This is a genomic window from Streptosporangium sp. NPDC005286 (assembly GCF_040607515.1).
Lineage (GTDB): Bacteria > Actinomycetota > Actinomycetes > Streptosporangiales > Streptosporangiaceae > Streptosporangium.
Genome location: NZ_JBEXGU010000026.1, coordinates 1 through 14000, shown reverse-complemented (window position 1 = coordinate 14000; position 14000 = coordinate 1). Strand labels below are relative to the sequence as shown.

General features: G+C 68.1%; 15 protein-coding genes. 10 read left to right on the top strand and 5 right to left on the bottom strand.

Going from position 1 to position 14000, the window contains the following annotated elements:
• Positions 1 to 72 precede the first annotated feature (72 nt).
• Positions 73 to 198 (top strand): hypothetical protein, encoded by a 126-nt coding sequence (locus ABZU75_RS12685; RefSeq protein WP_350911882.1) that lies wholly within the window; start codon positions 73 to 75, stop codon positions 196 to 198.
• A gap of 192 nt (positions 199 to 390) precedes the next feature.
• Here the strand turns inward: ABZU75_RS12685 and ABZU75_RS12680 are convergent, their stop codons facing one another.
• From ABZU75_RS12680 to ABZU75_RS12670, 3 genes are read right to left on the bottom strand one after another with little or no spacing between them, the layout of a single operon-like run.
• A complete protein-coding gene (locus ABZU75_RS12680; protein ID WP_355552871.1) occupies positions 391 to 693 on the bottom strand; it encodes a hypothetical protein in 303 nt (100 codons plus the stop codon).
• Entirely contained in the window at positions 690 to 1307 is a 618-nt protein-coding gene (locus tag ABZU75_RS12675; protein WP_355552868.1) for a SigE family RNA polymerase sigma factor, read from the bottom strand. The genes ABZU75_RS12680 and ABZU75_RS12675 overlap by 4 nt, the downstream gene beginning before the upstream one ends.
• The gene (locus ABZU75_RS12670) at positions 1304 to 2848 is read right to left on the bottom strand and encodes a sodium:solute symporter (protein WP_355552865.1); all 1545 of its coding nucleotides are present in this window, start codon (positions 2846 to 2848) and stop codon (positions 1304 to 1306) included. The genes ABZU75_RS12675 and ABZU75_RS12670 overlap by 4 nt, the downstream gene beginning before the upstream one ends.
• Positions 2849 to 2999: 151 nt before the next feature.
• Here ABZU75_RS12670 and ABZU75_RS12665 point away from each other — a divergent pair, with 151 nt between their 5' ends.
• From ABZU75_RS12665 to ABZU75_RS12640, 6 genes are all read left to right on the top strand, one after another.
• Positions 3000 to 3254: a DUF3311 domain-containing protein gene (locus tag ABZU75_RS12665; protein WP_355552862.1), complete on the top strand. Its 255-nt coding sequence runs from the start codon at positions 3000 to 3002 to the stop codon at positions 3252 to 3254.
• A 93-nt stretch (positions 3255 to 3347) separates the two neighbouring features.
• Entirely contained in the window at positions 3348 to 5525 is a 2178-nt protein-coding gene (locus ABZU75_RS12660; protein ID WP_355552859.1) for a carbon starvation CstA family protein, read from the top strand.
• On the top strand, positions 5522 to 5707 hold the full coding sequence (locus ABZU75_RS12655) for a YbdD/YjiX family protein (RefSeq protein WP_355552856.1): 186 nt from the start codon (positions 5522 to 5524) through the stop codon (positions 5705 to 5707). Before ABZU75_RS12660 ends, ABZU75_RS12655 begins: the two co-directional genes overlap by 4 nt.
• 139 nt (positions 5708 to 5846) lie before the next feature.
• Positions 5847 to 6140, top strand: coding sequence for a DUF3311 domain-containing protein (locus ABZU75_RS12650; protein ID WP_355552853.1), 294 nt, complete (start codon positions 5847 to 5849; stop codon positions 6138 to 6140).
• A complete protein-coding gene (gene mctP, locus ABZU75_RS12645) occupies positions 6137 to 7786 on the top strand; it encodes a monocarboxylate uptake permease MctP (protein ID WP_355552850.1) in 1650 nt (549 codons plus the stop codon). Before ABZU75_RS12650 ends, mctP begins: the two co-directional genes overlap by 4 nt.
• 255 nt (positions 7787 to 8041) lie before the next feature.
• A complete protein-coding gene (locus tag ABZU75_RS12640; RefSeq protein ID WP_350911900.1) occupies positions 8042 to 8278 on the top strand; it encodes a DUF397 domain-containing protein in 237 nt (78 codons plus the stop codon).
• An 850-nt stretch (positions 8279 to 9128) separates the two neighbouring features.
• Here ABZU75_RS12640 and ABZU75_RS12635 read toward each other — a convergent pair.
• Complete coding sequence (locus ABZU75_RS12635; RefSeq protein ID WP_350911972.1) at positions 9129 to 10430, bottom strand: UDP-glucose/GDP-mannose dehydrogenase family protein; 1302 nt, start codon at positions 10428 to 10430, stop codon at positions 9129 to 9131.
• Positions 10431 to 10593: 163 nt separating this feature from the next.
• Between ABZU75_RS12635 and ABZU75_RS12630 the strand changes: the two genes are divergently transcribed.
• From ABZU75_RS12630 to ABZU75_RS12620, 3 genes are all read left to right on the top strand, one after another.
• Positions 10594 to 11757, top strand: a complete 1164-nt coding sequence (locus ABZU75_RS12630) for an acyl-CoA dehydrogenase family protein (protein WP_355552846.1) — start codon at positions 10594 to 10596, stop codon at positions 11755 to 11757.
• Between the two features lie 231 nt (positions 11758 to 11988).
• Positions 11989 to 12645, top strand: coding sequence for an HNH endonuclease family protein (locus tag ABZU75_RS12625; RefSeq protein WP_355552843.1), 657 nt, complete (start codon positions 11989 to 11991; stop codon positions 12643 to 12645).
• A gap of 149 nt (positions 12646 to 12794) precedes the next feature.
• Positions 12795 to 13124 carry a hypothetical protein gene (locus tag ABZU75_RS12620; protein WP_355552840.1) on the top strand — a complete coding sequence of 110 codons (330 nt, stop codon included), beginning with the start codon at positions 12795 to 12797 and terminating at the stop codon, positions 13122 to 13124.
• A gap of 164 nt (positions 13125 to 13288) precedes the next feature.
• On the opposite strand, the gene ABZU75_RS12615 is transcribed toward ABZU75_RS12620, so the two are convergent.
• Positions 13289 to 13633, bottom strand: a complete 345-nt coding sequence (locus ABZU75_RS12615) for a hypothetical protein (RefSeq protein ID WP_355552837.1) — start codon at positions 13631 to 13633, stop codon at positions 13289 to 13291.
• Positions 13634 to 14000 lie beyond the last annotated feature (367 nt).

Below are 14000 nucleotides of genomic sequence, written 5' to 3'. Positions count from 1 at the left end.
TGGTGACATCACGGATATACGAGGACTCATCGGGAAGGGGGAGGCCGACAGAGACTTTGGAGGTTGAGAATCATGAGGAACGCGATCCGCGCCCTCCTCGGGATCACGACGGCCGTACTGGCGGTGTTCGGCAGCTTCGGCGCCGGTGAGAGCCATCGGCCCGCCGACTCCGGCGTCAGCTCCGTATCCGCGCATTAGCACTCCGTCCCGCAACGAGGATCGCGAGCGCCCGGCCGGGAACCTGAGATCGTCGGGGTGACCTTCCCCGCCCTTGGTGTCATGGGCCGACGGGGAACGCCACGCCGGACGCGGCGGAGGGCGCCCTGGTTGGACATCAGGCGCCGCCTGCCCGGATCCGGGCCGTGTGGGAGTGCGCGGACCTGGCTTCGATCACCGTATCGGGAGATCTGGCAGGCCGTCGGCGGGCGGTGCGTGCGATCGGGCCGAGACGGGCTCCCTGGGGGCGATGTGCGACCGGTCCTGGTACTGGTTCAGCGCCCACAGCCCCACGATGTCGGCGATCGTGAGGACGAGCACCACGAGGATGACCAGGATGAGCCGGCGTCTGCGCTCGCGCCGTCGCCATTCGCCCTGGACCCGGCGGTAGGCGTCCGGGGCCGGCTGGACGCCGTTGGCGAGTTTGTCGAGAACCTCGCGTAGCTGGTCCTCGGTGCTGGCGGGGCCGGTCGTCATCGTCGCTCCTGCATGATCTTGGTGAGAGTGGCCATGCCGCGGCTGGTGTGCGCCTTGACCGCACCACAGGAGATGCTCATGGCCTCGGCTATGTCGCTTTCGCGTAGACCGAGCCAGTAGCGCAGGACAAGGGCCTCTCGCTGCCGGGCCGAGAGCCGCTGCAGGGCCTCGGTGAGCGCCTTCTGGTCGTCGTGGAGCAGGGCGACGCTTTCAGCCGACCGTTCCAGGCCCGTGGTCCAATCCGTGTGCTTGCGGATGACCTGCAGGTGGCGAAGTCTCATGCGGGTCAGGTTGCAGACCACCGAGCGCAGGTACGGCAGGGCGGCCTCGGCCGAGCGCAGCCGGTTCCAGCGGCGGTGCAGCTGACAGAACGCCTCGGCGACGATGTCCTCCGCGTCGTCGGCGCCGAGCAGCACGGCCAGCCGGAGCAGGCCGGTGTAGTGCGTCTCGAACAGCTGGGTCAGCGCGGCCTCACGCCCGGTGTCCGGCGGGCCGGGGGCGGGCGGTCCCCCGGCGGACGGCCCGTCCGTCCACGCCGGGGGCGGCGTGCCGACCGATACGGAGCCGGATTCGACGAACGTCGGTAATGGTGCGGGTGGCCGGATCCCGGTCATGTGATCGTCTCCGCTTCGGGGGGTATGGGGACCGGAGAGCTCGACTTCGGAACGTGCGATCTGCCCACTCGGTTGAAGAGCGGGGTCAACGTCACGACGACGGCGAGGTTCAGTGTCATGGCGACCACCGCGGCGTATGCCTGCACCTCCTGGCCGCCCACGCCCAGGGGTACCAGCGACGAGAATCCGCTGTGCACCACCAGGAGGGTGCCCGCGGCCATGCCGCTCATCCACCCGGCCAGTAACGCCCGGGGATGCAGGCGGCGGGTGAACACCCCGAGGGCCACGGCGGGGAAGGTCTGCAGGATCCAGACGCCGCCCAGCAGTTGAAGATTGATGGCGTCCTGGTTGCGCAGTCCGAACACGAAGACGACCGCCCCGACCTTGGTGCTGAGCGAGACCATCTGGGCGATCCGTGTCTGGTGCTTGGGCGTGGCCGTCGGATGGAAGTACTCGACGTAGATGTTGCGGACGAACGAGGTCGCCACCGCGATCGACATGACCGCCGCCGGTACGAGCGCGCCCACGGCGAGAGCACCGAAGACCAGACCGGTGAGGGCGGCGGGCATCAGATCCTTGACGAGCAGGGGGACGGCGGTTTCCGCGCCGGTGGACGGGGGCTGGATGCCGGCCGCGAGCGCCGCGACGCCGAGCATGGCGAACAGCCCGAGCACCGCCGTCCACAGGGGCAGCGCGACCGCCGCGCGGCGCAGCGTGTCCGGGCCGGACGCGGCGAAGGCGGCCGTCAGCACGTGGGGATACATCAGCAGGGCGAGGGCCGAGCCGAGAGCCAGGGTGGCGTAGACGGGGAACTGGCTCGGATCGAGCGTCAACGACGCCTGGGTCGCCTCCCCGCCGGACAGCGCGCGCTCCGCGCTGTCGAACATCGGCCCGGGCCCGCCGAACCGGTCGAGGACGAGGAAGGAGACGGCCAGGATCGAGCAGAAGACGGCCGCGCCCTTCATCAGCGAGATGACCGCCGGCGCGCGCAGCCCGTGCCGGTAGGTCGCCACGGCGAGGACCGCGAACACGGCGACCAGCGCGAGGTCGCCGAGCACCCCCCTCGGGTACAGCCCGACGGCGGACAGGATCGAACGGATGCCCACCAGCTGCAGCGCGATGTAGGGCATGGTCGCCAGCACGCCGGTCGCCGCGACGACCAGTGCGAGGGCGGGGGAGCCATAGCGTCCCCGGACGAAGTCGGCGGGGGTGATGTACCCGTGCCGGCGCGCCGCCGACCAGAGCCGGGGGAGCAGCACGAACGCCAGCGGGCACATGATCACGGTGTACTGCAGGGCGAAGAACCCGAGCGCGCCCGTGCCGTACACCAGGCCCGGTACGGCGGCGAACGTGTAGGCCGTGTATATCGTCCCGCCGAGCAGGAACCACGTCGTCGGGGTGCCGAACTGGCGCTGCGCCAGCGCCCAGTCCTCCAGGGTGGGCAGTTCGGGAGACGGCCGGAACCAGCGCGCGGCGACCGCGAGCAGAGAGGTGCCGCCGAGCACGGCGAGGAACGTCACCGCGCTTATCGGCTCTGTCATCGGCCACCGTCCACTACGCCCGGGCAGTACTTGTAGGTTGCGTAATCCGCACGGCTGGTTGACACGAAATCTCCTCGAAATCTGCGTAAACCAGATCGGAACCATCAGCAACCCTTGCAACAAGAACGCGGGAACATTCCGGAGGACGACGATGGTGAAGCCGACGCGGCGGGCGCGACGTTTCGCGGCCGGTATCTGTCTGGCCCTGCCCATCGTGGCGCTCCTGTGGGTGCCCTGGTATTCCTACGACGCGCCACATCTGGCCGGAATGAAATTCTTCTTCTGGTACCAGCTCATCTGGGTGCCGGGGAGCGTGGTGTTCATGGCCGTCGCCTACGTCCTGAGACGTGGCGCGGAACGCCCGCCTCGCGATCGTCATCTCACCCGCGACCAGCGTCGCCGGTAACACCGACCACGTCACCCCGCTCGGATCTCCGGGCGACTTTTCCCTCGTAGTACCGCGCTGTTCTGCCATGCCCTGAGTTCAGGAGAATCAGCCATGCCCGAAAACGGCATCACGAAATCGAGATCAACCCCCAAGCAGATCCTCATATGGACGGCGGTCGCCCTGGTGGGCGCGGTCGCCTGGGGGGTCATCGCCCTGTCCCAAGGAGAGGAGATCTCGGCGATCTGGCTGGTGGCCGCCGCCCTCGGTTCGTACGCGATCGCCTACCGGTTCTACTCCCGGTTCATCGCCCGCCGGGTGCTCGGCGTCGACGACCGTCGCGCGACTCCCGCCGAACGGCTGGACAACGGGGTCGACTACCATCCGACCGACCGGCGGGTGCTGTTCGGCCACCACTTCGCCGCCATCGCCGGTGCCGGGCCGCTGGTGGGCCCGGTCCTCGCCGCGCAGATGGGATACCTGCCGGGGACCATATGGATCATCGTCGGGGTCATCGTGGCCGGGGCGGTCCAGGACATGGTCACCCTGTTCTTCTCGATGCGCCGCGACGGCAAGAGCCTGGGCCAGATGGTGCGCGAGGAGATCGGCCCGGTGGGCGGGACCGCCGCGCTGGTCGCGGTGTTCGCCATCATGATCATCTTGCTCGCGGTGCTCTCCCTGGTGGTGGTGAACGCGCTCGCGCACTCGCCGTGGGGCACCTTCTCCATCGCGATGACCATCCCCATCGCCCTTTTCATGGGCTTCTACCAGCGCGTTCTGCGGCCGGGGCGGGTCATGGAGACCACGGTGATCGGGGTCGTGCTCCTGCTGCTGGCCATCGCGGGCGGCGGCTGGGTCCAGAACTCGGCCTGGGCCGACGCCTTCACGCTGAGCCCGCAGACGCTGGTCATCTGCCTGGTGGTCTACGGCTTCCTGGCCTCCGTCCTGCCGGTGTGGATGCTGCTGACGCCGCGCGACTACCTGTCGACGTTCATGAAGGTCGGCACGATCGGGCTGCTCGCGGTCGGCGTGGTCATCGCGGCGCCGCACCTGCAGAACGAGGCGATCACCAAGTTCGCGCTCAGCGGCACCGGGCCGGTCTTCGCCGGGTCGCTGTTCCCGTTCCTGTTCATCACCATCACCTGCGGCGCGATGTCAGGCTTCCACTCGCTCATCGCCTCCGGCACCACCCCGAAGATGATCCAGAAGGAGTCGCAGGTCCGGCTGGTCGGCTACGGTGCGATGCTCATGGAGTCGTTCGTCGCCGTCATGGCGCTGATCGCCGCGTGCGCGCTCGAACCCGGCCTCTACTACGCGATGAACTCGCCCGTCGCCCTGCTCGGCACCACCCCCGAGAGCGCGGCGGCCGCCGTCACGAAGCTGGGCTTCGTCATCACCCCGGACGACCTGCGCGCCGCTGCGGCGGCGGTCCAGGAGCAGACCGTGATCGCCCGCACCGGCGGTGCCCCCACCCTCGCCGTCGGCATCTCTGAGATCCTGTCCGGGATCTTCGGCGGCGCCGCGTTCAAGGCGTTCTGGTACCACTTCGCGATCATGTTCGAGGCGCTGTTCATCCTGACCACCGTGGACGCCGGCACCCGCGTCGCCCGCTTCATGCTTCAGGACTCCCTCGGCAACCTGTGGAAGCCGATCGGGCGGGTGAGCTGGAAGCCCGGCCTGTGGGGCACCAGCGCCGCGGTCGTGCTGGCCTGGGGCTACTTCCTGTACACCGGCGTCACCAACCCGCTGGGCGGCATCAACCAGCTCTACCCGCTGTTCGGCCTCTCCAACCAGCTCCTGATCGCCATCGCGCTGACCCTGGCCACCACGATCCTGATCAAGTCGGGCAAGCTCAAGTGGGCGTGGGTCACCGGCATACCGCTGGTCTGGGACTTGGCGGTGACGATGACCGCCAGCTGGCAGAAGGTCTTCCACGATGACCCCAAGATCGGCTTCTTCGCCCAGCGGGAACGGTACGCCGACGCACTGGCCGCGGGGAAGGTGATCGCGCCCGCCAAGAACCTCGGCGACATGCAGGCGGTCGTCGTCAACTCCACCGTCGACGGCGTGCTGGCGGCGATGTTCGCACTGCTGGTCATCATCGTCGTCGGCAACGCCGTGGTCGTATGCCGGCGCGCCATACTGTCCCGTAACCCCCTGCCAATGGCAGAGGCGCCCTATGTCGAATCCAGCATCGTGGCACCCGCGGGGTTGTTCACCACCGCGGCGGAGCGGCGTGAGCTGGCCGAGGTGGGGGCGGGGAACAGCGGAGCGGACAGCGAGCGATCATGACCGCGGCCTCCCTGCTGCGCTTCGCCCGCTGGTACCTCCGCGAACTCACCGGTTCCGGCGAATACGACCGGTACCTGGCCCGGCACCGACCCCATCCGCACTCGCCGCCGCTCTCACGACGGGAGTTCGAACGGCGCCGATCCGATCTGCGGGACAGCAGCCCCGGCATCCGGTGCTGCTGAGGCGGGATCCGTCAGCGTATCCGCGCCATCCCCGCCGGCGCCTTCCGCCCGCTCGCCGACCACCCTCAGGCGAGCGGGCGGGAGGGCGCCGGCGTCCTGTCCTCACCTCGGGGGAGACGACGACACTTCAGGAGACGACGTGGCAGCTCCATCGTCACCGCCGGCCCGGCCGGTCAGGTCCAGGACCTCCGGCCCCTGGGCGAAGCTGAGCACCGTGGCGCTGTGGATGCCCTTCCCGGCGCTGCTCTGGGTCGGAGGTTACGCGGGTGCGGAGCCACGGTTGTTCGGCCTCCCGTTCTTCTACTGGTACCAGTTCCTGTGGATTTTCCTGTCCTCAGGCCTCACCTGGTGCGCCTACCTCCACACGACCCCCACCCGCCCGGTGCGGACCGGCGCGCATCGGCCCGCCGACCCCGGAGAGGGACTCCGATGAACCGAGACGGCATCGACTGGACCGCTCTCACGATCCTCGTGATCTTCTTTCTGATCGTCACGGTCATGGGGTTCGCCGCGGTCCAGGGCAGGAAGGGCCGCCACATCACGGGCACCGTGAACGCGCTGGACCAGTGGGGGCTGGCCGACCGGGGCTTCGGCACCCTCTCCTCGTGGCTGCTCCTGGGCGGCAACATCTACACGGCCTACACGTTCATCGCGATACCGGCGGCGATGTTCGCCTCGGGCGCGGTCAGCGGCTTCTTCGCCGTCCCGTACACCATCATCGTGTATCCGTTGATCTTCGCTGTCATGCCGCGTCTGTGGTCGGTGGCCCATCGGCACGGCTATGTCACTCCCGCCGACTTCGTGCGCGGCCGCTACCGGAGCAGAGGGCTCGCACTGGCGGTGGCCCTGACCGGACTGCTGGCCACCCTGCCCTACATCGCGCTGCAGCTGGTGGGGATCCAGGCGGTGTTCGAGGTGCTCGGCCTGGGGAGCAGCAACCCTCTCGTCAACGACCTGCCTCTCGCCGTCGCCTTCACCGTGCTGGCCGCCTTCACCTACGTCAGCGGGCTCCGGGCACCCGCGCTCATCGCGATCCTGAAGGCCTTTCTGCTGTGCCTCGTCGTGACGGTCGCGTTCGTCGTCCTGCTCCAGCGGCTGGGCGGCTTTGAGGCGATCTTCGCCTCGGCCCAGGAGAGGATGGCGGCGCCCGATCCGAAGACGGGGCGACCCACCGGGGTCTTCATCCCGGGAGCGAGCGGCTTCTGGCCGTACGCCACGCTGGCTCTTGGGTCGGCGATGGCACTGGTGGTGTATCCGCACACGGTCACCACCGTGCTCGCGACCAGAAGCCGCGACGTCGTGCGCCGCAACGCCGCACTTCTGCCGGCCTTCACGCTGGTTCTCGGCCTGTTCGCGCTGCTCGGCTTCTTCGCGATCGCGGCCGGTACGCGCCCTGTCGGCATGGACGGTCAGCCCAACCCCCAGCTCGTGATCCCGCGGCTCTTCGTGGACCTGTTCCCGAGCTGGTTCAGCGGCATCGCCCTGGCCACCATAGCCATCAGCGCTCTGGTACCCGCCGCGATCATGTCCATCGCCGCCGCCAACCTCTTCAGCCGTAACGTCTATCGCGAGTTCATCAGGCCGGACGCGAGTTCCCAGGACGAGCTGCGCGTCTCCAAGGCGGCCTCCCTTCTCGTCAAGTTCGGAGCGCTGGCCTTCGTGCTGTTCCTCGACAGGAAGTTCGCGCTGGACTTCCAGCTCCTCGGCGGAATCTGGATCCTGCAGACCTTCCCGGCGATCGTGGTCGGGCTCTACACCCGCTGGTTCCACCCCGGAGCGCTGCTCGTCGGCTGGGCGTTCGGCATGGTGTACGGCACCGTCACCGCGTACGGCATCGTCAACCCCGGAACCGGCAGGCACTTCGGCGGATCGCTCGCGGAGATCCCGGTCATCGGCGACGGCCGTCTCGGCTACGTCGCCCTGACCGCCTGCGTGCTGAACGCGGCCGTCAGCGTGGCCGCCACTCTCGCGTTCCGCGCGGCGAAACGGCCGGCGGGCCGCGACCAGACCTCGGCCGACGACTACCACGCGGACATCGACGACCCGCGCGTCGAACCCATCCGGGAGCTCATCCGGTGAGAAGGACTCCCGGCCACCGGCAGCCCGTTCGAAGGCCCTCCGGCCGCCCCGTTCCGTACGAGACCTGGGAGCGGTGCCGATACTGGAGACCTACCGGGGCGGTCCGGATACTGTGTATGTGGACCGCGCCGTCGAAGGGCATGTCACCGACCGTTCCCGAGACGTCGCCTGGATCTGCACCCGTTTCGAAGAGCTCCGCACGGAGGCCTCGCCCCCGCGAGCGAGCATCGACCTCATGACGAAGGTGATGGACACATGGACGCGGACCTGAGCAACGCCGTCTGGCGCAAGGCGGCTCCGGGTGGTGACACCGGTGAAGACTGTGTCGAGGTGGCCGTGATCGACGACCTCGACGAGGGGCACAAGGCCGGAGCAGGTCCCCTCTACGTGCTGCGCGACTCCAAGAACCCGGACGGCCCGAAGCTGTTCTTCACCCGTTCGGAGTGGGACGCCTTCGTCGGCGGTGTGAAGCTCGGCGAGTTCGACAACTGACGGAGCCAAGCCCGGAAGACCCCCGTCCGAGACGGGGGTCTTTTCGTTCGGCGGTCCTTGCGGCCGGGGCTGTGCTCCTCTTGGCCGGCGCGGCCGATGTTCGTATGGAGGCCCATCCGGCCTCCTGGGTCTGTGTGGTCGAGCCTGCCGGCTCCTCCGGCACGATTCCTTTTTCCGGTCTTGAGGGGCGCGGCGCCATGCGACCCGCGCCTTCCTGTCATCGAAATCCCTACCGTGACCTGGGGAAACGTCTGCCCGACCACGAAAAGCGGGTCCGCAGGGCCGGTCGCGCAGGTGAGATCGGTCACGCGTTTTTAAAAACGCAATGTCCGCCAAAAGCATTCTTATACTAAATTGGAAGTGTTTTTATGGGTTTATGTGGATATTGCATATATTATGGTTATTGACAGGTTCAGAGGATTGACATGAAGAGGGGCGCTCATGAGCTTCAACGTGATCTTCCCTGTAGGGGGACGGGTCGAATACGGTTTCGGCTGGAGGGGGCGCCGCTTCCGTCGCCGCCACTGGCGCAGGCGTCGCTGGGGCTGGTGGTGATAGACGAGGCTCCCGAACGGTCAACGCACATTCGAACGGGTTTCCGGCACATACCGGGAACCCGTCGCCATGTTCGAAGACGGTTCGTGCCGTCCTCCCACTCCGAAGATCCTCTGTCGTTCCGGCCTCGCGCGGTGTTCGCCGGCTGATCGCACTCGTTGTGTTCGATCATTCAGACGGCCGTCATCGCCACGACCCGCTCCGCGCATCGCGGGAGCGGGCCGTGGCGGGAGAAGGCGTGACGGCGAGTCACGGCCAGAGGGCCGAGCGAGGGGCTGAAAGAGGAACGGCGCGGTCAGGGGCGGCCGAGGGCGCGGTAGTGCCAGCCTGAGGCGCGCCAGGTCTCGGCGTCGAGGGCGTTGCGGCCGTCGACGATCTTGCGGGAGGCCACCACGGAACCCAGCTCCTCGGGGTCCATGGTGATGAACTCCTGCCACTCGGTCAGCAGCAGCACCACATGGGCGTCCCTGGCCGCCTCCAGGGCGGAGGCGCCGTAGGAGAGCCGGGGGTGGGCCCGGCGGGCGTTCTCCTGGGCGACGGGGTCGTAGACGGTGACCCGGCCACCCTGCTCGCTGATCTTGACGGCGACGTCCAGGGCGGGGGAGTCGCGGATGTCGTCGGAGTTGGGTTTGAACGCGGCGCCGAGCACGGCGACGGTGCAGTTGTGGAAGGAGCCTCCGGCCAGTTCGCGGGCCAGGTCGACCATGCGGGCCCGGCGGCGCATGTTGATCGCGTCCACCTCGCGCAGGAAGGTCAGCGCCTGGTCGGCACCGAGCTCTCCGGCGCGGGCCATGAAGGCGCGGATGTCCTTGGGCAGGCAGCCGCCGCCGAAGCCGAGCCCGGGGTTGAGGAACTTGCCGCCGATGCGGTCGTCGAAGGAGAGCGCCAGGGAGAGTTGCTTGACGTCGGCGTGCGCGGCCTCGCAGACCTCGGCCATCGCGTTGATGAAGGAGATCTTCGTGGCGAGGAAGGCGTTGGCGGCGACCTTGACCAGCTCGGCCGTGGGGTAGTCGGTGATCACCATCGGGGTGCCCATCTCCAGCATGGAGGCGTACACCTCCCGCATGACCTTCTCCGCCCTGTCGGAGGCGACGCCGAGCACGATCCGGTCGGGGTGCAGGGTGTCCTTCACCGCGAAGCCCTCACGGAGGAACTCGGGGTTCCACGCCAGCTCGGCGCCCGCGCCGATGGGGGCCAGCCGCGCCAGCTTGTCGGCCAGGCGCTGGGCGGTGCCGACCGGGACCGTGGACTTGCCGACGACCAGGCACTCGCGCGTCAGGTGAGGGGCCAGCGACTCGATCGCGGCGTCCAGGTAGGACACGTCCGCCGCGTACTCTCCCGGCTTCTGGGGGGTGCCCAGGCACAGGAAGTGCACGTCTCCGAAGGCCGCGGCCTCCTCGTACGAGGTGGTGAAGCGCAGCCGCCCGTTGGCCAGGTTGCGCCGCAGCACCTCTTGCAGGCCCGGTTCGTAGATGGGCAGGTCACCGGCCTGTAGACGGCCGATCTTCTCCGCGTCCACGTCGAGGCTGAGGACTTCGAAGCCCAGCTCGGCCATGCAGGCGGACGTCGTCGCACCGAGGTATCCGGTTCCCACCATCGTCAGGCGGTAGGCCACTGGTGCTCCTTTCGGTTCTGCCCAATTATTTGCCGTCAGAGTATCGGCATCTGACACTTCCACTTTGCCACCTGCGTAAACGCGGGAGGACATACCACATGGGGTGGAGCGCTCCAGTGTTTGTTGGACGTCCTACTATTTCCCTATGAGCTACCCTCTCTACGCACTGCCCGAGGAGCACCAGATGCTCCGCGAGACGGTCCGCGCCCTCGCCAACGAGAAGATCGCCCCTCGTGCCGCGGAGGTCGACGAGACCGGGGAGTTCCCCTCGGACGTCTACAAGGCGCTCGTCGCGGCGGACCTGCACGCCGTGCACGTTCCCGAGGAGTACGGCGGCGCCGGTGCCGACGCGCTCGCGACGGTCATCGTCATCGAGGAGGTGGCGCGGGCCTGCGCCTCGTCCTCGTTGATCCCCGCCGTGAACAAGCTCGGGACCGTCCCGCTGCTGCTGTCGGCCTCCGAGGAGCTCAAGCAGCAGTATCTTCCGGCGGTCGCGCGGGGCGACGGGATGTTCTCGTACGCCCTGTCGGAGGCGGAGGCGGGCAGCGACGCCGCCGCCATGAAGACCCGCGCGGTCGCGGACGGTGACCACTACGTGCTCAACGGCGCCAAGATGTGGATCAGCAACGCCGGGGTGTCGGAGTACTACACGGTGATGGCCGTCACCGAGCCGGGCATCGGAGCCAGGGGCATCTCCGCGTTCGTCGTGGAGAAGGCCGACGAGGGCGTCAGTTTCGGGGCCAAGGAGCGCAAGCTCGGTATCAAGGGCTCCCCGACCCGCCAGGTCATCCTGGAGAACGTGCGGATTCCCGCCTCCCGGATGATCGGCGCCCCCGGCACCGGCTTCAAGACCGCCCTGGCCACCCTGGACCACACCCGCATCACCATCGCCGCCCAGGCGCTCGGCATCGCCCAGGGCGCGCTGGACTACGCGATCGGCTACATCAAGGAGCGCAAGCAGTTCGGCAAGGCCGTCGCCGACTTCCAGGGCGTCCAGTTCATGGTCGCCGACATGGCCATGAAGCTGGAGGCCGCCCGCCAGCTCACCTACGTCGCCGCGGCCAAGTCCGAGCGTGCCATGCACGGCGAGCCCCAGGCCGACCTCACCTTCATCTCCAGCGCGGCCAAGTGCGCCGCCTCGGACGCCGCCATGGAGATCACCACCGACGCGGTCCAGCTCCTCGGCGGGTACGGCTACACCAGCGACTACCCGGTCGAGCGCATGATGCGCGACGCCAAGATCACCCAGATCTACGAGGGCACCAACCAGATCCAGCGCCTGGTGATGGCCCGGCAGCTCCTCAAGTAGGCGTTGAGCAGCGAGAACCCCGCCTTCCTGCAGAGGGGGTGGGGTTTGTCGTCTCTCTAATAGATCTTGTTTCGTGAGTCGCCGAGCCCCTCCGGTCGTGATCGCCGCCGTCTCTTCCGGTGGCGACCTGGCAGGCGCCCCGCCGGCTCGGGGCGAGGAGCCACCGGACGGTGCCACTCACGGCTGCGTCGGCTGCCGGGGTCGGGGCTGTCGTTGGGTATAGGTAAAGTCATGATCTTCCTGAGGCGGGCAACCCACGTCGCCGTACTCACCCTCGTGCTCATCCCGATCACCTCCGCCCTCACCACCCCGGAGGCGGCGGCCGAACCGCGCAAGCGATCACAGGCAGAGGCCGCGACCCTCGCCCGGCGCATGCTGGCTCAGCTCAAGGTCGCCAGGCCCCTGTCCATCCGGGGCTACAGCCGCGAGCGGTTCCAGCCCCGATCGGCGCACCGCAAGGGCAGGTGCAGCACGCGGGAGATGGTCCTGGCCCGCGACGGGCGGAGCGTACGCCGCAACGCGGCCTGCCACCCGGTCAAGGGGCTCTGGTACAGCCCGTACGACGGCAAGTGGCTGAAGAGCGAGAAGTACGTGGACGTCGACCACGTGGTGCCGCTCGCCTACGCCTGGCGCTCGGGCGCCAAACGATGGAGCCAGGCCACGCGGCGCGCCTTCGCCAACGACCTGACCCGCCCCGAACTGCTCACCGTCAGCCACTCCGCCAACATCGCCAAAGGCGGCAGAGGCCCGCAGGGCTGGCGCCCGCAGCGCCGCGCCCACTGGTGCCGGTACGCGACCTCATGGATCACCGTGAAGCACCACTACCGGCTCTTCGTGACCCGCAAGGAGAAGGTGGCCTTGCTCAACATGCTCCGCACCTGCCGGTGATCCTCCACGGAGCGTACGAATCGCCCCCGGCAGCAGGGCGAGTGTCGTCTGGTTTCCGTGGCGGTGTGTGAAAGTGGCGGTGTGTGAAAGACGGTGGCCACGAACACCTCGGTAGTGCTCCGGTCACTGCCAACCGGCATCATTACGGTGTGATCAAGACGCCTGACACCGGTTGGTACACGGTTCGATGTGTTTTCCGCTGGGGGGCGCCACACGACACCTACGAGGAACGGGTCACCCTGTGGCGCGCCGGTTCGTTTGACGAGGCCATTGTCATGGCGGAACGCGAGGCCGCGAGATACGCCACCGGTACCGCGTTCGAGTATCTGGGGCTGGCGCAGGCGTACCGGCTGCCAGACGACGTGATCGAGCCGGGCACGGAGGTCTTCTCCCTCCTCCGGGACAGCGATCTCGAACCGGAGGAGTATCTCAGCACCTTCTTCGACACGGGTGACGAGCGGCAGGAACAGGCCTCGTAGGGCCGCGCTTGAACGCCGGCACTCCGCACGGATGTCCTTACTCGCCGAGAGCGGCGGGGGCCGCCCCCTGAGCGGGTCCTGACCGGGCGAGCGTGCCTGTCACGACTGGTCGACGAGCCCGAGCCGGGAAAGGGATCCCGTCCGAGGGAGTCACGGCTCCCGGGTCAGCCCGGAGAGGAAGTCGCCTTGGGGGACGGAGGGGTTTTCGAGTGCTCGGCGCACTTGGCGTCCCACTCGGGTATGCGGAGCAGCGCGGGGTTGGCGACGCCGCTTTCGCCGCGTGTCCCGCTCGACGTGGCGGCGAAGGCCAGGCCCTCGACACAGATCCGGGCGACGTTGGGGAAATTGTCGGCGTTGCGGAAGACCTCGATGTAATCGACATCGCCGACCCTGTCAGGCGCCGCGTTTTCCTTCCCGCCGCGATCGCCCAACTGGTCCGAGGAGCAACCGGTCAGCAGGAGGGCGGCGAGAACTGCTCCGGTCCAGCCGGTGGCCACCAAGCGTGCCATTCGTTACTCCCTGTAAACGGCAAGGGCTTGTCGGATATCGGGCGCCGATCTTCCCGACATGGCCAGCATATCCACAGCCGATCGGCAGTGATCGATCGACGAATCTCCCATCGACCCTGCCATGTCGACGCCGTGCCGATAGTGGAGACCCGGGCTCCTGTAAAACCTGGGCGGTGCCCTCCTCACGCGTTGCCTGACGGTCAGGATTCGGCGCCGCAGAAGGGCTTCTGAAGGCCTTCCGCAGGGGTTCCGAGAGGAGGCGGTGACATACCGCCCAGTAAAAGAAAAGGGCGGGATGTCCCAAAACCCACCCCCCGCCCCGGCCCCAACCGAAGCGCCCACCACAAAAAACCACAAACACAACAAA